Genomic DNA, 18,112 nt, shown 5'->3' with positions numbered 1-18,112 from the left:
GGCGGCTGCCCCGTGCAGACAGTTACGACCAAGGCGCAGTTGCGCGCGCAGGTGCGCCGCTGGCGCGGGGCCGGCGAGAAAGTCACTCTGGTGCCCACGATGGGGGCGCTGCACAAGGCGCACGTGGACCTTGCGCGCCTGGCCGGCGCCGATGGCCGGGTGATCGTGAGCATCTTCGTCAATCCAACGCAGTTCGCACCCGGAGAGGATTTCGAACGCTACCCCCGTGACCTGGATGCCGATGCGAAATTGCTGCGCGAGGCGGGAGTGGACCTGCTTTTCGCTCCCGGCCAGGAGGAAGTGTATCCACGCGGGCTGGACGACCTGACCCGGGTGGAAGTGCCCGGCCTTTCGGCCGAGCTGTGCGGCATGCACCGCCCAACGCATTTTGCCGGCGTGACCTCGGTCGTCGCCCGCCTGCTGCTGCTGACTCTGCCCGACGCCGTTGTGTTCGGACGCAAGGACTATCAGCAGCTGGTGATCCTGCGACGAATGACGGAAGACCTGCATATTCCCGTCGAGGTGATCGAGGGCCCTATCACGCGCGAGAAGGACGGACTGGCCATGAGTTCGCGGAACCGCTACCTGACGGAAGCGGAACGCCGGACAGCGCCGGCCCTGCATGCCGAATTGCGGCGATGCGCCGCGCGTATCGAGGCGGGAGAGCGCGACTTTCCCGGGCTGGAAGAGGAAGCGTCGGCCCGGCTCGCGGAAGCGGGCTTTGCGCCGGACTATGTCGCGGTGCGGCGAGCCGGCGATCTTGGGCCGCCGGCGGCTTCCTCCACCGGAGAGTGGGTCGTGCTCGCGGCCGCCTGGCTGGGTTCCGCCCGGCTCATCGACAACGTCGTCTGCGGCGCGGGGTCCTGATCGCCCGCCTGCCGCTCAAGCGCCCAGCGGACGTGCTCGCGAACCATTTCGCTGGAGTGCGACAAGCGCGTTCGCAGCGACTCGATTACCTCTTCTGACCGCGCGGCGTTGCCGAGCGCGACAGCCAGGTTACGCAGCCAGCCCGTGTAGCCGGCGCGGCGCAGGGCGCTTCCCCGGGTGCGTTCCCGCCATTGCTCCTCGCCCCACGCGAACAGACGCGTCAGGCGGGAGTTGTCCAGGCCGCCGCGCGGGGCAAAGGCGGCTTCTTCGCTGGGCCGCGCGTGGCGGTTCCAGGGGCAGACCAGCTGGCAATCGTCGCAGCCGAACACCCGGTTGCCGATCCGCGGCCGCAGTTCCAGGGGAATGGAACCTCGATGCTCGATGGTCAGGTACGAAATGCAGCGGCGGGCGTCGAGCTGATAAGGCGCCACGATGGCCTCGGTGGGACAGATGTCCAGGCAGGCCCGGCAACTGCCGCAGTGGTCCGTCACGGGGCGGTCGACCGGCAGCGGGAGGTCGGTGTAGATCTCGCCGAGAAAAAACCACGAGCCTTCGTGGCGGTCGATCAGGTTGGTGTGCTTGCCCATCCAGCCCAGTCCGGCCTGCGCGGCCAGCGGTTTCTCCATGACCGGGGCGCTGTCCACGAACACCCTGTAACCCATGGGTCCGGCCCTTGACGCGATAACTTCGGCCAGCTTCCGGAGCCGCCTGCGCATCAGGCGGTGGTAGTCCCGGCCCAGCGCGTAACGCGAAATGTAGGCCCGGTCCGGGTCGGCCAGCACGGCCAGGGCCGGGGCGGCGTCCCGCGGCCAGTAATGCATGCGGAAGCAGAGCACCCTCAGCGTTCCGGAAAGCAGGCGGTCCGGCCGGGTTCGCTTGCGTCCATGCCGCGCCATCCAGCCCATCGTTCCGTGCCGCCCCAGCTCCAGCCAGCGCTCCAGGCGCGCCTCGGCCCGGGTCAGGCCGATTCCGGCCACTCCGGCCTGTTCGAAGCCGAATTCCCGCGCCAGCGCAGGCAGTTCGGCGGCGATCCGTGCGTGTTCCGCGGCAGCTTGCATGGGCCGAAAGAGTATAGGTCGGAAGGGAAGGCGTTGCGTCCTCGTGGAGTGCGGGACGCCCTCCTCCAGGGAGATTTGGGGCAATATTCGTGCTGATGAGTCATCGGACCGCATACTGCACCGACGCCGTGCGCGCGCTGGAAGGCGCGCTCATGGCAAGCGAAGGCATCGACAGCAACGCCCTGATGGAGCGCGCCGGCACGGCCGCCTACGCGCGCGCCCGGCGTGCGTTCCCCGGGGCCCGCCGATGGATCGTCCTGGCCGGCGCCGGAAACAACGCGGGCGACGGTTTCGTGATGGCGCGTCTGGCGAAGCAGGAGGGCCTCGCCGTCAGGGTCATGCTGCTGTCTCCCGACAATCGGCCCCGGGGCGACGCGGCCACGCAGTTCGAGGCAGCGCGGCAATCCTCCGTGCCGTCCGGACCGCCGGCGCGCGCGGAACTGCAAGGATGCGACCTGATCGTTGACGCCATGCTCGGAATCGGGCTGGACCGCCCGCTGGGCGGGCTTTATCTCGAAACGGCACAGGCGATCAATGAAGGCAGTGCGCCGGTCCTGGCCGTCGACATACCCACCGGCATACACGCCGACACCGGGGCCTTGATGACGGCGGCGGTCCGTGCGGCCCTGACGGTGACCTTCGTGGCCGACAAATGCGGGCTGTTCCTGGGTGACGCTCCGGATTTCGTGGGGCGGCGGGTGCTGGAGCCGCTCGGGCGGATTGCGCCGGACAGGGTAGCGGAAATCGGGACCGCATTTGCGGAGAAGCCGATGTTGCGCGTGTTCACGGCAGAGATGCTGCGCGCGATGCTCCCGGCGCGGCAGCGCGCCGATCACAAGGGCCGCTTCGGGCATGTCCTGGTAGTGGCAGGGGGACCGGGAATGGGCGGCGCCGCAAGGCTGGCCGGCGAGGGCGCGTTGCGCGCGGGGGCGGGACTCGTATCGGTGGCCACGCACCCGGAACATTCGGCCGCGCTTCTGTCCGGTCGGCCGGAACTCATGGTGCGCGGCGTCCGCAAAGCGGAAGAACTCGCGCCCCTGCTTGAACGGGCCACCGTACTGGCGGTCGGCTGCGGTCTCGGCCAGGATGCCTGGGCCCGCGAAGTGTTCGCAGCGGCCCGGGCCAGCAATCTGCCGATGGTGGTGGACGCGGACGGTCTCGGTTTCGCGCCCGAGTTTCCCGCGGGGGCTGCCCCGGCAATCCTGACACCGCACCCCGGCGAGGCCGCGCGGCTATTGGATAGCTCCAGCGCCCGGGTGCAGGAGGACAGGCTGGGCGCCGTTGCGGGACTCAGGAAGCGTCATGGCGGCGTGGCGCTGCTCAAGGGTGCGCACACGCTGGTTTCGGGAAGCGAAAAACCGCCCTGGGTGATCGACGCCGGCAATCCCGGCATGGCGACGGCAGGAATGGGCGACGTGCTCACGGGACTGATGGCGGGCCTTTGGGCGCAGTTCCCCGAGGCCGAACCGGAGGACCTGGCCGCCCTGGCCGCTTTCGTGCATGCCCGGGCGGGCGATCGCGTTGCGGAGGCCGGTCAGCGCGGGATGATCGCCGGAGACGTACTTGAGGCCCTGCGTGCCGGATTGAATCCCTGATTCGGCGCCGCGAGGATTATTTCGGCGCCGAGTAGAACTGGATAATGGCGCCGTCCGGAGTTTCAACGGCGAACAGGTCGATGTCCCCGTAGGGCTCCAGCCGCACGCGGCTGATCTCGTTGCGTATCCCCCAGCCCCGTTCCCGTATCCGGTTGCGGGCTTCGACGGCGTCCCCGACTTCGAAGCGCACCGCCAGGGTTCCGAGATTGGGCGCCCGGCAGCGGTCCGAATAATCGAACCCGCTCATGCCCATGACTTCGATGAATTCCATGCGCCCGAATTCTCCGGGTCGAGTTTCCACGATGCCGGCGCGATAGGGAACCGTGGTGGTCAGGCTCAACGGAATGCCCAGCGGCGTGGGGGTGGGCTTCGGCGCGATGAACGGATCGCCCTTGTAATAGGAACCGAAACCCAGGATGCGAGTGAAGAAGTCATGGGTGGCGTCCCGGTCCCTGACCATCTGCATCATGTTGAACGGACCGGTCAGCGTTTCGAAGGCCGGTATGGAGTCGGGCAGGGGCGGTTTGAGCCGCTCGTAGCCCTGCACCTGCACACCGTCCGGCCCGCGATAGATCACAACCCGAAGTTCGGAGCCGCGGAAGGAAAGCCGGGTGATCGGGGTCTCGGTCCACCAGCCCAGGTCGATCGCCCGCCGGTAGATCTCCGGCATGTCCTTCATCCGCACCATCATGCTGAAGTAACAGCCCGTGTCCCAGGTCCTGGAGCCCGGGCGCGTCGGCAGGCGTTCGCCCGCATTGTCGAAGCGCACCAGGCGGATCAGCCCGGACTCGTAGTCCGCGGGGCCGAGCAGCAGGGCCTCGCCGCCTGCCTCCTGCGGCAGCTCCCACGCCGCCACCAATGCGGAGTCGAGCGGGCCGCGCCACTTCGCTTCATAACCTCCTATCCCCAGAAAGAACCGTGCCGTGCGGTCAATGTGACTGACGCTGACCACGACTTCCTGCCAGGGCTGCCGCGTTACCGGCTCAAGGTCCTGTTCTCCCGCCAGGGATGAAGGGGTCAGCAGGATCCCGGCAAGCATGAGCGCAATGAGCGTGGCGGGCGACGGCCTGCCGACCGGTGCTTTCCGGCCCGCAATCCGCAGGGGAGCGGTTCGTTTGTTCATTGCGACATGGTACCGCCGGCTGTGTGAAAGGAACGGCATGGGCCGAGTGGGCTCGCGTTCGTTTTGAGAAACTTGACATCTATTTTGAAGAAAATTAGACTCGGGTATTCCAGATTTCTGGAATAAGCGGCATGATTGAGCGTGACGGCCATGTCAGAGCATTGCGGAGGCTGTTCTCCAACAACTCCGCCATTGTCCTTCTGGGCCCACGGGGAGCAGGCAAGACGACCCTGTCACGCGAATTTGCGCAGCGCTCTCGCTCGAATGCCTATTTGTTCGACCTGGGCTCGGCGGCGGACCGATCCAGGCTTGAAGATCCGGACCTGGCCTTGTCCAACCTTCAGGGCCTGATCGTGCTGGACGAAATCCACCGCGCCCCGCACATTATTGATGTCGTGCGCCGGTTGCTCGTGAGGCCCCGGAACCCGGCGCGATTCCTCTTGCTCAGCAGCATCGTGCCGGACAAGCTGCGGCAACGGTTCGAATCGCTCTCCCAATTCAACGCCTACTATGAACTTCCCGGACTTCTTTCCGCCGAACTGCCCGTACCGCAGGCGAACGTGCTGTGGCTGAGGGGTGGGCTGCCGGCGTCGTACAGCGCCGGCAGCGACAGCGAGAGCTACGAATGGCGGGAGCGATACGTTCGCGACTTCCTGGAGCGCGACCTCCATCGCCTGACGTCCAATGCTCCGGCGGGCCGGATCGAACGGTTCCTGGTGATGCTGGCGCACAGCCATGCGCAGGTGTGGAACGGATCCGAACTGGCGCGATCGCTCGGCGTCTCGCATCACACCGCGCGCCGCTATCTGAACATTCTTCAATCCGCCTTTGTCGTGCGCACGCTGAAGCCGTGGCGCGCGAACCTGCCCAGGCGTCAGGTCAAGTCGCCCAAGGTTTATTTTCGGGACACGGGGCTGCTGCACTATTGCCTTGGCATTACGAGCCTGCGCGACCTGGAGCGGCATCCCAGGTCGGGAGCTTCCTGGGAAGGCTTCGTGCTCGAGAACCTGATACGTGTCCTTGGTCGAAAGGATTCGCAGTTCTATTTCTGGGCGGCGCACACCGGGGCCAAGGTGGATCTCATCGTCCAGAGCGGCAGCCAGCTTCGCGGTTTCGAAATTCGTCGAACCTCCTCTCCCCGCATTACGCGCTCGGTACGGTCCGCGCTGGAAAACCTTTCGCTGACGCGGATGGATGTGGTTCATGCGGGACCCTCAAGCATGGCTCTGGGCAGGCGAACCCGCGCGATTTCGGCCGAGCGCCTGCACGAGGAAGTATGAGCCTTGACCCCCGGCCTGCAAGATCGGGCGGCTGTCTTCTGCGCCCGTAGCGTCGACGGCCTGACGGCGCTGGGACGAACACTTGGCGGGGCCCTGCAGGAAGCCGTCGCCGGCAGTCCTTTCCTGCTTCTTGCCCTGGACGGAGAACTGGGGGCCGGGAAGACGACCCTTGCCGCCGCAACGCTGGCGGCGCTGGGTGTCCGGTCCCGGGTAACAAGCCCCACCTACGGGCTGGTGCATGCGCACAGTTTCGCCATTGGCGGGACGGGACGGAAGGTGGAAGCCCTGCATGTGGATCTGTACCGCCTGCGGCATCTGGCCGAACTGGATGAACTCGGTCTTGAGGACGGTATTCAGTCCACGCCGGCCGCGGCCTCCCAGGTATTGCTGGTGGAGTGGTTCGAGAACGCCCGGGGACGCCTGGGTCCCCCCGATCTCGCATGCCGTCTCAAGCATGCGAAACGCGGCAGGCTCGTGGATCTGCGCGCCCACTCGACTCGGGGCGCTTGCATTCTGCGGTTGCTGCGTGGGGCGGAGCACCCCGATCTGCAATTGCTCTCTGAGTAGGATGTTTCTTAAGTAGTGGGAATAGCCTACTAATATTCTTCGTTTTTTCCTTGACAATCCGTGCCGCGGGGCTATACTCGCCAACGAGGAAACCGACCAAGCAGCAGGCATGACCGCCCACCGCCTCCTCGTTGCTCTCGTTGCCGGTCTTATGGCTGGCGCGCTGCACGCCGCACCCGCGCGCATAGACGGCATCCGCGTGGCCGAATACGACTCGAAGACGCGGGTGGTCCTTGAACTGGATCAGCCGCGCAGCCACACGATCGAGGTACTGGACAACCAGCCGCGGGTTGTCGTGGATCTTTATTCCGCGAGGATGAGCGCCACGCTTCCGCAGCGCGGCACGGGGATCGTCCGGCGGATGCGTCACGGCCGTCACCCGGGCGACATGCTGCGTGTGGTGTTCGACCTGCATGCCGCCGCGACCGCTACCAGCTTTGCCGTGGCCGCGGGCAAGGATGACGGCGGTCATCGTATCGTGGTCGATATCTATCCCGGGGGCATCGGGCAGGAAGCTGTTGAGGAGGAAATCGCGGCGCCCGCGAACCGCGACGTGCTCATCGCCGTCGATGCCGGGCACGGCGGCAGGGACCCGGGTGCCATCGGCAGGGGAGGATTGCAGGAAAAAACCGTGGTCCTTGCCATCGCCCGCCGTCTGGCGCGGCAGATTGACCGGGAGCCGGGAATGTCGTCCATGATGACGCGCGACGGCGATTACTACATCAAGCTCCGCGACCGTTATACGCGTGCGCAGCAGCGCAACGCCGACCTGTTCGTGTCGGTGCACGCGGATGCCGTGAGAAATCGGCGGGTCCGCGGTTCCAGCGTTTACGTGCTGTCGGAAAAGGGTTCGTCCGATGAGGCCCGGAGGCTTGCCCGGCGCGAGAACGCGTCGGACATGGTTGGCGGCATCGAGATGGAGGGCCTGTCACCCACCGTTGCGACCATGATCATCGATCTGTCGCAGAACGCGTCCATCGGCGCCAGCCTGGAAGTGGGTGACGACGTGCTGCAGCGCCTGCACGGCGTCGGCCGCGTGCGAAAGTCGAGCGTGCAGACGGCGCCGTTTGCGGTGCTGAAGGCTCATGACGTGCCTTCGATCCTGGTCGAGACCGCCTACATCTCGAATCCCCAGGACGAACGGCTGCTCGACAGCGCCAGCTACCAGGAAAAGGTGGCCCAGGCCATTCTGTCGGGGATTCGCGCGTATTTCTACCGGAATCCGCCGCGCGGCACGCTGATCGCGCAACGGGTGGCGGCCGGCGAAATGCCCGAGCAGCAATATGTCGCACGACGCGGCGACACGCTGAGCGGAATCGCCCAGCGCTTCAATGTGCCCCTCGCGGTATTGATCCGCGCCAACAACCTGCCGAACGACCGCCTCCGCGTCGGCCAGGTCCTAAGAATCCCCACCAGCTAGCCAAAACCAGTCGCGGGGCGTACTGCCTGTCCTCGCCTTTTCTATCCCCCTCCCCTGTTGAGAGGCGCCATCCTGGCTCGGTTCCGCCATCCCTGGCTCCAACGCTCTCCACAGGGGAGGGGGATAGAAAAGGCTGAAGCTGCACGCGCCTACTGAAGCGCGGTGTTGCCCCTTTCGCGGCAGGAGCGTCGCGAAGTGGCTCCAGAGGGAAAGGGGCAACACCGCGCGCAGGGTTCGCGCAAACTACAGGTGGACGATGCCGACGGTGCAGCCGACGGCGAAGATCGGGATTGGTTCGTAGAAAAGTACTTCGCGCGGGCTTCCGGCGGTGGCGCCCGCCACGCAGACGAAGGTGCGAATCTCGAATCCTCCCTGGCCCGCGTCCCGGTAGGTTTCCGCATCGCTGTAGCCGGTCATGCCGGAGTAGTCGTCGCGTACCCAGCGGTCGAGGAATTCCCGGTCCCAGGCCTCGTTGATCTTGCCGGAGTCGGGCGTGCAGGGCCAGTGGGAAAGCCCGCCGGTTCCGATCAACGCAATCCGTTCGGGCTGCTCTTCGCAGGCGCGGCGAAGGCTCTCGCCGAATTTCCAGGCGCGCTTGAGCGGCGTTAGCGGCGGACCCTGGCAGTTGATGTTGGCGGGGATGACGGGAAGGTCGTAACGGGGCGTCAGGAAGTTGAGCGGAACCATCACTCCGTGATCGAACTTCCATTCCTGGGCGTAACTCACGTCTACATCTTCCAGAACCACACCGATGAGGCGCTCCGCGAGATCGGCATTGCCGGGGATGCTGGCCTTGCCGATGCCCAGCCACTCCTCGTCCTCGACCGGGCCCTCGTAGCCCTCCGCCATCCCCAGGCAGTAGGCCGGCATGTTGTCCATGAAGAAGTTGGCGAAATGCTCCGCCGCAACCACGATCAGCGCGTCCGGGCGGGCAGCTTCCAGACGCCGGCGCATTTCGTGCATCCGGGTATAGAACCCCTCGCGCTGCGCCTTGTCGGCGCGCTCGTACCGTCCGGTGATTCCGGGGGCATGGCTGCAAACGCCGGCGAATACGAGGCTCATGTTTCGGTCATCGCGTACAGGCCCGATCGCACGGGTCCGTAGCGCTCGACGCCGTCGCGCATGGCCTGCAGATACTCGTCCCACTCGTACCCGCACAGCGCGGCGTAGTGCATCAGCAGCTGGCCGTTGACGCCCATCACATAAAGCAACCCGATGTCCGGTTCGCGCAGGGCGGTCTTTTCACCGTCGTCCAGGGGATAGTCCGCGAGCAGATCCTCAAAATCCCTTTCGTAGCGTTGCCGGACATGCTCGTCCCTATTCAGCTGGTAGATCAGCTTCTGCAGGTAGTAAAGACTCATGGGGTTTCGCGGGTGCGGGAGCGCTGATTCAGGTTCCCGGTCCGATATTGCATCCGCGGTGTTTCTCCGTCAACGAAAGACCGCCCGCAGGCGCTTGCGGTAGCACTATTTTGGGGTATAGTGGGAGTCTGTGGGAGATTGTGGGTTAAGCGGATAGGGAATGTTTCAAGGCCCGGCCAATGTCACCCTGGATACCAAGGGCAGGTTCGGCGTCCCTGCGCGTTACCGGCAGGGCGTGGCCGAGGCCAGCGGCGGGCGCGTAGTCTGCACCGTTCATCCGGATCGGTGCGTGCTGATATACCTGCCGGAGGATTTTGCCAAAGTCAGGGACGATGTGATACGGCAGAAGGGAGGTCGGGACGCGGAAAGGCTGATCGTCGGCTACGCGACCGACGTCTCGCTGGATGCGGCCGGGCGCCTGCGCGTGCCTCCGGTCTTAAGGGAACACTGCGATCTTCAACGCCAGGCCACGCTGCTGGCGCTGGGGCGCAGCTTTGAATTGTGGGATGCGGCCCGGTGGCGCGAACGGGCGCTGGAAGTCGGCACAAGCGAGTCCGTGGACGCAGCCCTGAGCGCCGTGCAACTTTGAATGCGGACGGAGCGTTCGAGCATGAACCCGCGCTGCTGGAGGAAACGCTTCACGGCCTGGCGCTCGATCCCCACGGCCTCTACGTTGACGCGACCTACGGGCGCGGCGGGCACAGCCGGGCGATTCTGGCGGGTCTTGGAGAGCGCGGACGCCTGCATGCACTGGACTGCGACCCGCAAGCGGTGCAGTCGGCCCGGGCGCTCGCGGAACGGGATCCGAGGTTTTCGATCGAACACGGCAATTTCCGCCACCTCGCCCGCTCGCTCGAACGCAAGGGCTGGCAGGGCAGGGTGCACGGTGTCCTCTTCGATCTTGGGGTTTCACTTCCGCAACTCACCGACCCGGACCGCGGCTTCAGCCTGCGCTCGGATGGGCCGCTGGACATGCGCATGAATCCCACCGAGGGCCAAAGCGCCGCCGAATGGCTGAACCGAGCGCCGAAGAATGAAATCGCCCGCGTGATCCGAAGTTGCGGAGAGGAGCCCCAGGCGCGCAGGATCGCCGATGCCATCTGCCGCAACCGGCCGGTATCCAGCTGCTCCGGCCTGGCGCGGCTGGTGGCGTCCATCGCGCGGAACCCCAAGCCCGGAATTCATCCGGCTACCCGAACGTTCATGGCGCTGCGCATATTCATCAACGCCGAGCTCAAGGCGCTTGAGGACGCGTTGCCGCAGGCGGTACGAAGCCTGCGCCCACGCGGACGCTTGTGCGTGATCGCCTTTCACTCCCTGGAGGACCGCATCGTGAAGCGCTTCATGCGCAATGCTTCGCGCCTGCCTCCTCCGCTTGCCCGGCTGCCGTCCGTCCCCTCGGCAGCCGGGCCTTTACTCAAGGTCGTGGGCCGGATGCGGCGCTGCGGCGCCGCCGAAAGCCGGCGAAATCCGCGAGCCCGCAGCGCCCGCCTGCGCGTTGCCGAACGACTGGCCGCCTGAAGCGAACGATGAAACCCGGGCGCTCTTCGTCACTGCTGCTGCTCGGCCTTGCATTTGCAACGCTGGCAAGCGGCATTCTCCTCAGCTACGCGCGCCATGAGCACAGGGTGCAGTTTCGGGCCATGCAGGACCTGATCGGCGAGCGCGATCAACTGGAAGTGGAATGGGGCGCGTTGCAACTGGAGCGCGCGACCTGGGCCGGATACCGGCGCATCGACCGGGAGGCGAGCGAGCGCCTGGCGATGCGGCGGCCCGAGCAGCACGACATCGTGTTCCTGCGGGTGGAATCGGCGGATTCCTCTTCAGCGGGCCCGCGCGCGGCGAGCAGGTAAAACGTGAGCAGGCGCGTACAGGCCATGCCGCGCGGGTTTCGGATCCGCATCGCGGTTTGCACCGTTGCCCTGACGGGCTGCGCCCTGATTCTGGCGGGCCGCGCCGTTCAACTGCACCTGCTGGAGAACGAGTTCCTGGAGTCGCGGGCCGACGCGCAACAGGTTCGCGAGGCAACGATCGTCGCCCGGCGCGGTCGCATCCTGGATCGCAACGGTCAACCGCTGGCGGTCAGCGCTCCCGTGGACAGCTTCTGGGTACATCCCGCCAGCCTGGAGACGCTGCGGCCCTACCTGCCGCGACTGGCGCAAACCTTCGGCACCAGCGCCGAGCAACTCGAGCAAAGAATCGAGCGCGCCCGGGGCCGCGAATTCGTCTGGCTCAAGCGAGGTCTGCCTCCCGACCGCTCCCGGGCGGTCGTCGATCTCAAGGCGCCGGGACTACAGATGCGCCGGGAGTACCGCCGTTACTATCCTGCCGGAGAAATCGCCGGCCACCTGGTGGGATTTGCCGGCATCGACGAGAACGGGCAGGAAGGCCTTGAACTGGCATTCGATTCCTGGCTGAAGGGACGGGACGGGCGCAAGCAGGTCGTGCGTGATCGACTCGGCCGCCATGTGCGCGACATAGCCGGCATCAGACCGCTGGAGCGGGGACGCGACCTTCGCCTGGGTCTGGACTTGAGGCTCCAGTATCTCGCCCATGCCGAACTGCGGGACGCGGTCGAGCGCCATGGCGCTCGCTCGGGATCGGTGGTGATGCTGGACACGCTCAGCGGCGAGGTGCTGGCCATGGTCAGCCAGCCTTCCTTCAATCCCAATGACCGGCGCGGGTTTCAGCCCGCCAACTACCGTAACCGTGCGGCCCTGGACCTGTTCGAGCCCGGGTCCACCATCAAGCCCCTGGTCGTGGCGGCCGCCCTGGAAAGCGGCGCGTGGGCGCTTGACGAGCAAATCGACACGGGGCCCGGCTACGTCAAGGTGGGGCCCAAGGTGATCAAGGACCGGAATCCCCTCGGAGTGATCGACCTGGCCACCCTGCTGCGCCGTTCCAGCCAGGTAGGCGCAACGACCGTGGCGATGAAGCTTGCGCCGCATCGATTCTGGGAAACGCTGACCGGAGTCGGCTTCGGCCGCGCCACGGAAAGCGGTTTCCCCGGAGAAGCCGACGGGTCGCTGTACGACTACAAGCACTGGAAGCCGGTGGACCAGGCGGTAATGGCCTACGGCTACGGACTTGCCGTTACGGCCCTGCAACTGGCACGCGCTTACGCGGTTTTCGCAACCGGTGGAAGGACCATTCCGGTGAGCCTGATATGGACCGACGAGCGTCCGGGCGGCGTGCGCGTGCTGTCGGCGCACACCGCGGCGATCATGTCGGAACTGCTGGAACAGCCGCTCGGCCCGGGTGGCACCGCAACCGCAGCGCGGGTGCCGGGCTACCGGGTGGCGGGCAAGACGGGAACGGTCGAAAAGCTTGGCCCGGAAGGTTACGACTCCGAGCGGCACACGGCCCTGTTTGTGGGATTTGCGCCGGCATCCCGGCCGCGGGTGGTGGCGGTGGTCGTGATCGACGACCCGGCGGTTAACGGTTATTTCGGCGGACAGGTGGCCGCCCCCGTTTTTTCGCGCGTGGCGGCGGGCGCGTTAAGGCTGATCGGAGCGCCGATGGATGGCGTTCCGGACGCGTCCGGAACCATGGTGGCGTCCCGATGAGCGACTGTGGCGCCCATGGCGGCCCGGCGGATTTGAGTCGGCTGTTCGCCGCCGTCGGCGCCGAGGCGCCGGCGATGCGCGTTCGCGGTCTGGCCATGCACAGCGACCGGGTCGTTCCCCGGGGGCTGTTCCTGGCCTGCTCCGGCGCGCGCCACGGCCTTGAGTTTCTGCCCCAGGCGCTGAAGCGCGGCGCGGCTGCCGTCGCCTGGGAACCCGCCGACGGCGTGTCCGAGCCCACGCTACCGGACGGCGTCGCCGGATTTTCCGTGCCGGACTTGCGCCGCAAGGTGGGACCGGTTGCCGACGCCTACTACGGCCAACCGTCCGCCGGCCTTGCCGTGACCTGCATTACCGGCACGAACGGCAAGACAACCGTGGCCTGGCTGGCCGCGCACGCAATGAATTTTTTAGGCCGACCCGCGGCCGCCATGGGCACTCTGGGTTGGGGTCCTCCTCCCAAGCTGTGGCCTTCCGCGATGACCACACCCGACCCGGATGAATTGCACCGGCGGCTGCGGGTCCTGGCCGACAATGGCATGGAGCACGTGTTTCTGGAGGTGTCGTCGCAGGCGCTGGACCAGGACCGCATCAGCGGCTTGCGCATCGAGCTTGCCGCCTTTACCCAGCTGGGACGGGACCATCTCGATTACCACGGCGACTCGGCCGCCTACGGAGGCGCCAAGAAGCGGCTTTTCGTCGAGCATCGCCCGGAAGCGGCGGTGATCAATGTCGACGATCCCTTCGGGTCAGAACTTGCGGAGAATTTTTCCGGCGCCGTCCTGCGCGTTGCCTGCGAAGGCGTCAATCCGGCCGACCTTTCGCTGCGGCGGGTGCGCCCGTGCGCCGAGGGCCTGCGCCTGGAACTTGCCGAGGGCGCGTCCCGGTTCAGGATCGCCAGCCGGCTTTACGGCTGCTTCAATGGCGCCAACCTGGCCCTTGCATGCGGACTTCTGCGGGCCCTGGGCATCGACAGTGGGGATGCCGCGCGGGCCCTGTCGAACTGTCCCGCGCCGCCGGGACGCATGGAGCATTTCGGCGGCGGCGCGCTGCCGGACGCTTTTGTGGATTATGCCCACACGCCGGACGCGCTGGGCGCGGTCCTTGGCGAGCTGCGGGCCCGCAAGCCCCACCGCCTGTGGTGCGTGATGGGATGCGGCGGCGAGCGCGATGCGGGCAAAAGAGCGGAAATGGGGCGCGTCGCCGGCGCCCTGGCCAACGAATTGTTCATCACCTCCGACAATCCGCGGGGCGAGAATCCGCGCGAGATTGCCGAGCAGATTCTGGCCGGCGCCTCCGGCCGGGCGGTGTTGGAGCTGGACCGGAGCCGGGCGATACGCGCGGCCCTGCACGCGGCCCGGCCGGGCGACATCGTGCTGGTTGCCGGCAAGGGGCACGAAGCCTTTCAGATCAGCGGCGGGAGAGTACTGCCGTTTTCCGATGCCTCGGTAGTCCGCGAGGCGTTGGCGAGTTATCCGGGGGCGGCCCGATGATCAATGGCAGCCTGTCGGAATGGGCGACCGCCATGGATGGCGAGTTGCTGGGGCCCGACGGCCACTTTGCGGGAGTCAGCACCGACAGCCGTTCGCAGGCGCGCGGCGCTCTTTTCTTCGCATTGCGCGGCGAGCATTTCGACGGCGCGGACTTTCTTTCCGCGGCGATTTCCGGCGGCGCCACCGGCGCGGTCCTGAGCAGGCCGCTTCCCGAGGACGTCCCGCAGATCATCGTCAAGGACACCCGCGGCGCACTGGCCGACTGTGCGCGAACCTGGCGCGGGCGGTTCGACATACCCGTCATCGGGGTGACCGGGAGCAACGGCAAGACCACGGTCAAGGAACTGACCGCCTCGATTCTGCGCGCCGAGTGGGGCGCGGAGTCCGTGCTGGCCTCGCGCCGCAGTTTCAACAACGAAATCGGCCTGCCCCTGACGCTGCTTGATCTTTCCGACACGCACAACGCCGCCGTGCTTGAATTCGGCGCCAGCCGGCCCGGCGATATCGCAAGCCTGTCGGAAATCGCGCGGCCGACCATCGGCGCGGTGCTGAACGCATCGCCCGCGCACCTTCAGGGGCTGGGCGACGTGGAAAACGTCGCCCGCGAGAAGGGCGTCCTGATGTCCTCGCTGGCGTCCGGCGGAGTGGGCGTGATTCCCGCCGGCACGCCGTTTTCCGATTACTGGCAGGACCTGCTGGGCGAGCGGACCGCCCTGCGGTTCGGCGGCGACGGCGACTTTCGCGCCCGGAACGCAAAGGGCATCAACAGCGGGCTCGGCTTCGAACTTCATTGCCCGGCCGGCGTGGCCCCCGTCGAAACCGGACTGATCGGGGCCCACAATCTGCGCAACGCGCTGGCGGCCTGCGCGCTGGCCGCGGCGGCCGGCGCCGGCCTGGACGCGATGGCCGCCGGCCTGCGGGGTCGTGAAGGGGTATCGGGCCGCCTGCGGGTGCATGAGCCGGGTGCCGGAGTGCGCCTGATCGACGACTCCTACAACGCCAATCCGGCTTCCATGTCGGCGGCCATCGGCGTGCTTGCGGGGCAGGAGGGCGAACGCTGGCTGGTGGTGGGCGACATGGCCGAACTGGGACAGGATTCGGTGCAATGGCATCGCCGCGTCGGCGAAGAGGCGGCACGGGCCGGAATCGAGCGGCTGTACTGCGCTGGCGAACAAAGCCGGCAAGCCGCCGAGGCCTTCGGCGCCGGCGAGCGGTGGAGATCAGGCGTTGGCGACCTGTGCCGGTTGCTGACGGACGACCTCAGGGCCGACGTCACGATACTGGTGAAGGGATCGCGTTTCATGGGCATGGAGCGCGCCGTGGCCGCCCTCCTGGACGCGGCCGGAGTTTTGAACGGGGAGAACGCGGAGCATGGTTGAGTACCTGGCACAGCAACTGACGGGCTGGTATTCCGGACTGAGCGTGTTCGGCTACATCACATTGCGCTCGGTCCTGGCGGCGCTTACCGGCCTGGTGCTGTCCCTGGTGCTGGGGCCCCTGGTGATACGCCGTCTCAGGCTCAGCAGCGTGGCGCAGCCGGTGCGGAACGATGGTCCGCGCTCGCATTTTTCCAAGATCGGGACCCCGACCCTGGGCGGAGTGCCGATCCTTCTTGCGCTGCTGGTTTCGACGCTCCTGTGGGCCGACCTTGCCAACGCTTACATATGGGTCGTCATGGGAACCACGGTCTGCTTCGGCCTGATCGGCTTCGCCGACGACTACCGCAAGCTCGCCATGCGCACCTCCGCGGGCCTTCCGTCCTGGCTCAAATTCGTGCTGCAGTCGGTTGCGGCGGTGCTGGTTCTGGCGGTGTTGAGCCAGGTCGGCGAGCCGCGCGATTCGGTCCTGATCCCCTACTTCAAGGACCTGTACCTGCCGCTCGGCATTCTGTTTCCGGCATTTGCCTACATCGTGATCGTAGGCAGCAGCAACGCGGTCAATCTCACCGACGGGCTGGACGGACTGGCGATCATGCCGATCGCGATCGCGGCCGCGGCCCTGGGGCTGTTTTCCTGGATAGCGGGCAATGCGATCTTTTCCGACTATCTCGGCGTTCCCTATGTGGCCGGGGCCGGAGAACTGATGGTCGTGTGCGCCGCCATGGGGGGCGCGGGACTGGGCTTTCTGTGGTTCAACAGTTACCCGGCCCAGGTCTTCATGGGCGACGTCGGCGCACTGGCCCTCGGCGCAGCGCTCGGCACGGTCGCGGTAATCGTCCGCCAGGAACTGGCCTGGGCCATCGTGGGCGGAATATTCGTCATGGAAGCCGTATCGGTGATGGTCCAGGTGGGCTCGTTCCGGCTGACCGGCAAGCGGGTCTTCCGGATGGCTCCCATGCATCATCATTTCGAACTCAAGGGCTGGCCGGAACCGAAGATCATCGTTCGGTTCTGGATCATTTCGGTCATTCTCGCGCTGGTGGCCGTCGCCAGCCTCAAGATCCGATAGTGCGCTGAATCATGGGCGATACGCTTGTATTCGGCATGGGCGCCACGGGCGCTTCCTGCGCCCGTTACTTCGCGCGCACCGGCCGCCCGGCGGTTTTCTGCGATACGCGTGCCCGACCGCCGGCGGAATCCGAGATAAGCGCGGCCATGCCGGAGGCGGCCCGCCATGCAAACGACGGTTTGCGCGAGTTGCCCGGGAAGGTGGACCGGCTGCTGCTCTCGCCCGGGGCGCCCCTCGACCATCGCCTGGTCCGCCAGGCGCGCGAGCGGGGAATGCCGGTCGTCAGCGATCTGGACGTATTCGCCGGCGTCAATCGCGCCCGCCTCGCCGGAATCACGGGCTCCAACGGCAAGAGCACCGTCGCCACCCTGCTGCTGAACATGCTGCGCGAAGCGGGACTGAAGGCGGGCGCCGGCGCCAATCTGGGGACGCCGGCCCTGGACCTGCTTACGGAGCGCCATGAAGTCTGCGTGCTCGAATTGTCAAGCTTTCAGCTTGAACGCTCGGCGCCGATCGCGTTGGAAGCAGCGGTGATCCTGAATATTACGCCCGACCATCTGGACGCGCACGCCAGCCTTGAAGATTACGCCGCGGCCAAGGCGCGCATCTATCTGTCCTGCAAGCACGCGGTAGCGCCCGCGGACGAACCATCGGTGCAGGCGCTGGCGCCGCCGCCGCACACCTGTCCAAGGCTGGATTACGGTCTGGGCAGGCCCGCCACGGCGCGGGTGGGGATCATTGGCCGTGGCCCGCAGGCTGAAATATGCCACGCGAAGACGCACCTGATTCGGGTCGGCGAAAGCGCCATGCAGCGCGGCTTCCAGTTGAGCAACCTGCTGGCCGCCCTGGCCATGGGCAGGGTGCTGGGCGTGGATCCGGCGGCCATGCGTCGCGCCGCGGCCAACTATCAGGGCCTGCCGCACCGGATGCAGCCTCTGGGAGAGTGGGCGGGGCTGCGCTGGATCAACGATTCCAAGGCCACCAACGCGGCCGCCGCCGCAGCCGCCGTGCGCACCGTTCCGGATCCCCTGGTGCTGATCGCGGGAGGCGCCGGCAAGGGGTTGTCGTACGGAGCGTTGCGCGATGCGCTCAAGGGCCGCGACGCCCGGGTGATCGCATTCGGCCAGGAGGCCGACCGCATTGTCCGGTCGCTGGGCGCGGATTGCGCGGTATCACGCAGCGATACGCTGGACGAGGCGGTGACGGCCGCGCGCGAACTTGCGCGCCCGGGCTCGACCGTATTGTTGGCGCCCGCCTGCGCGAGCTTCGACATGTTCAGCAACTATCGGGAGCGGGGGCGCGCATTCGAACGCGCGGTCCGGTCGATTCAATAGCGC

General features: G+C 66.7%; 16 protein-coding genes and 1 pseudogene. 13 read left to right on the top strand and 4 right to left on the bottom strand.

Features of this window, described 5'->3' with window-relative positions:
* The first annotated feature begins 12 nt into the window (after positions 1 to 12).
* Positions 13 to 867 carry a pantoate--beta-alanine ligase gene (locus F4036_04745; GenBank protein MYK37051.1) on the top strand — a complete coding sequence of 285 codons (855 nt, stop codon included), beginning with the start codon at positions 13 to 15 and terminating at the stop codon, positions 865 to 867.
* Between the two features lie 8 nt (positions 868 to 875).
* Here F4036_04745 and queG read toward each other — a convergent pair.
* Positions 876 to 1,925: pseudogene (queG, locus tag F4036_04740) on the bottom strand (tRNA epoxyqueuosine(34) reductase QueG).
* 95 nt (positions 1,926 to 2,020) lie between these two features.
* Here queG and F4036_04735 point away from each other — a divergent pair.
* The gene (locus tag F4036_04735) at positions 2,021 to 3,520 is read left to right on the top strand and encodes an NAD(P)H-hydrate dehydratase (protein MYK37050.1); all 1,500 of its coding nucleotides are present in this window, start codon (positions 2,021 to 2,023) and stop codon (positions 3,518 to 3,520) included.
* A 16-nt stretch (positions 3,521 to 3,536) separates the two neighbouring features.
* On the opposite strand, the gene F4036_04730 is transcribed toward F4036_04735, so the two are convergent.
* Complete coding sequence (locus F4036_04730) at positions 3,537 to 4,643, bottom strand: hypothetical protein (protein MYK37049.1); 1,107 nt, start codon at positions 4,641 to 4,643, stop codon at positions 3,537 to 3,539.
* A 131-nt stretch (positions 4,644 to 4,774) separates the two neighbouring features.
* On the opposite strand from F4036_04730, the gene F4036_04725 reads away from it, so the two are divergent.
* The 3 genes from F4036_04725 (at position 4,775) to F4036_04715 (ending at position 7,910) form a co-directional block, all read left to right on the top strand.
* Entirely contained in the window at positions 4,775 to 5,923 is a 1,149-nt protein-coding gene (locus F4036_04725) for an ATP-binding protein (GenBank protein MYK37048.1), read from the top strand.
* Positions 5,924 to 5,926: 3 nt separating this feature from the next.
* Complete coding sequence (tsaE, locus tag F4036_04720) at positions 5,927 to 6,490, top strand: tRNA (adenosine(37)-N6)-threonylcarbamoyltransferase complex ATPase subunit type 1 TsaE (protein MYK37047.1); 564 nt, start codon at positions 5,927 to 5,929, stop codon at positions 6,488 to 6,490.
* A gap of 109 nt (positions 6,491 to 6,599) precedes the next feature.
* Positions 6,600 to 7,910 carry a LysM peptidoglycan-binding domain-containing protein gene (locus tag F4036_04715; protein ID MYK37046.1) on the top strand — a complete coding sequence of 437 codons (1,311 nt, stop codon included), beginning with the start codon at positions 6,600 to 6,602 and terminating at the stop codon, positions 7,908 to 7,910.
* Between the two features lie 243 nt (positions 7,911 to 8,153).
* Here F4036_04715 and F4036_04710 read toward each other — a convergent pair whose 3' ends face one another.
* Both F4036_04710 and F4036_04705 read right to left on the bottom strand, forming a co-directional pair.
* On the bottom strand, positions 8,154 to 8,972 hold the full coding sequence (locus tag F4036_04710; protein ID MYK37045.1) for an extradiol ring-cleavage dioxygenase: 819 nt from the start codon (positions 8,970 to 8,972) through the stop codon (positions 8,154 to 8,156).
* Positions 8,969 to 9,271, bottom strand: coding sequence for an aromatic ring-opening dioxygenase subunit LigA (locus tag F4036_04705; protein MYK37044.1), 303 nt, complete (start codon positions 9,269 to 9,271; stop codon positions 8,969 to 8,971). The genes F4036_04710 and F4036_04705 overlap by 4 nt, the downstream gene beginning before the upstream one ends.
* A gap of 160 nt (positions 9,272 to 9,431) precedes the next feature.
* Between F4036_04705 and F4036_04700 the strand changes: the two genes are divergently transcribed.
* From F4036_04700 to murD, 8 genes are read left to right on the top strand one after another with little or no spacing between them, the layout of a single operon-like run.
* The gene (locus F4036_04700) at positions 9,432 to 9,860 is read left to right on the top strand and encodes a division/cell wall cluster transcriptional repressor MraZ (protein MYK37043.1); all 429 of its coding nucleotides are present in this window, start codon (positions 9,432 to 9,434) and stop codon (positions 9,858 to 9,860) included.
* The gene (gene rsmH, locus F4036_04695) at positions 9,857 to 10,792 is read left to right on the top strand and encodes a 16S rRNA (cytosine(1402)-N(4))-methyltransferase RsmH (GenBank protein ID MYK37042.1); all 936 of its coding nucleotides are present in this window, start codon (positions 9,857 to 9,859) and stop codon (positions 10,790 to 10,792) included. The genes F4036_04700 and rsmH overlap by 4 nt, the downstream gene beginning before the upstream one ends.
* A gap of 8 nt (positions 10,793 to 10,800) precedes the next feature.
* Positions 10,801 to 11,124 (top strand): cell division protein FtsL, encoded by a 324-nt coding sequence (gene ftsL / locus F4036_04690; protein MYK37041.1) that lies wholly within the window; start codon positions 10,801 to 10,803, stop codon positions 11,122 to 11,124.
* A gap of 24 nt (positions 11,125 to 11,148) precedes the next feature.
* The gene (locus tag F4036_04685; protein MYK37040.1) at positions 11,149 to 12,837 is read left to right on the top strand and encodes a penicillin-binding protein 2; all 1,689 of its coding nucleotides are present in this window, start codon (positions 11,149 to 11,151) and stop codon (positions 12,835 to 12,837) included.
* On the top strand, positions 12,834 to 14,327 hold the full coding sequence (locus F4036_04680; protein MYK37039.1) for a UDP-N-acetylmuramoyl-L-alanyl-D-glutamate--2,6-diaminopimelate ligase: 1,494 nt from the start codon (positions 12,834 to 12,836) through the stop codon (positions 14,325 to 14,327). Before F4036_04685 ends, F4036_04680 begins: the two co-directional genes overlap by 4 nt.
* The gene (locus F4036_04675; protein MYK37038.1) at positions 14,324 to 15,706 is read left to right on the top strand and encodes a UDP-N-acetylmuramoyl-tripeptide--D-alanyl-D-alanine ligase; all 1,383 of its coding nucleotides are present in this window, start codon (positions 14,324 to 14,326) and stop codon (positions 15,704 to 15,706) included. The genes F4036_04680 and F4036_04675 overlap by 4 nt, the downstream gene beginning before the upstream one ends.
* Entirely contained in the window at positions 15,699 to 16,775 is a 1,077-nt protein-coding gene (locus F4036_04670; protein ID MYK37037.1) for a phospho-N-acetylmuramoyl-pentapeptide-transferase, read from the top strand. Before F4036_04675 ends, F4036_04670 begins: the two co-directional genes overlap by 8 nt.
* Before the next feature lie 11 nt (positions 16,776 to 16,786).
* Positions 16,787 to 18,109: a UDP-N-acetylmuramoyl-L-alanine--D-glutamate ligase gene (gene murD / locus F4036_04665; protein ID MYK37036.1), complete on the top strand. Its 1,323-nt coding sequence runs from the start codon at positions 16,787 to 16,789 to the stop codon at positions 18,107 to 18,109.
* Positions 18,110 to 18,112: the final 3 nt, after the last annotated feature.

This window comes from Gammaproteobacteria bacterium (assembly GCA_009845905.1).
Taxonomy (GTDB): Bacteria; Pseudomonadota; Gammaproteobacteria; order Steroidobacterales; family Foliamicaceae; genus Foliamicus.
This window is presented reverse-complemented; position numbering and strand designations above follow the sequence as displayed.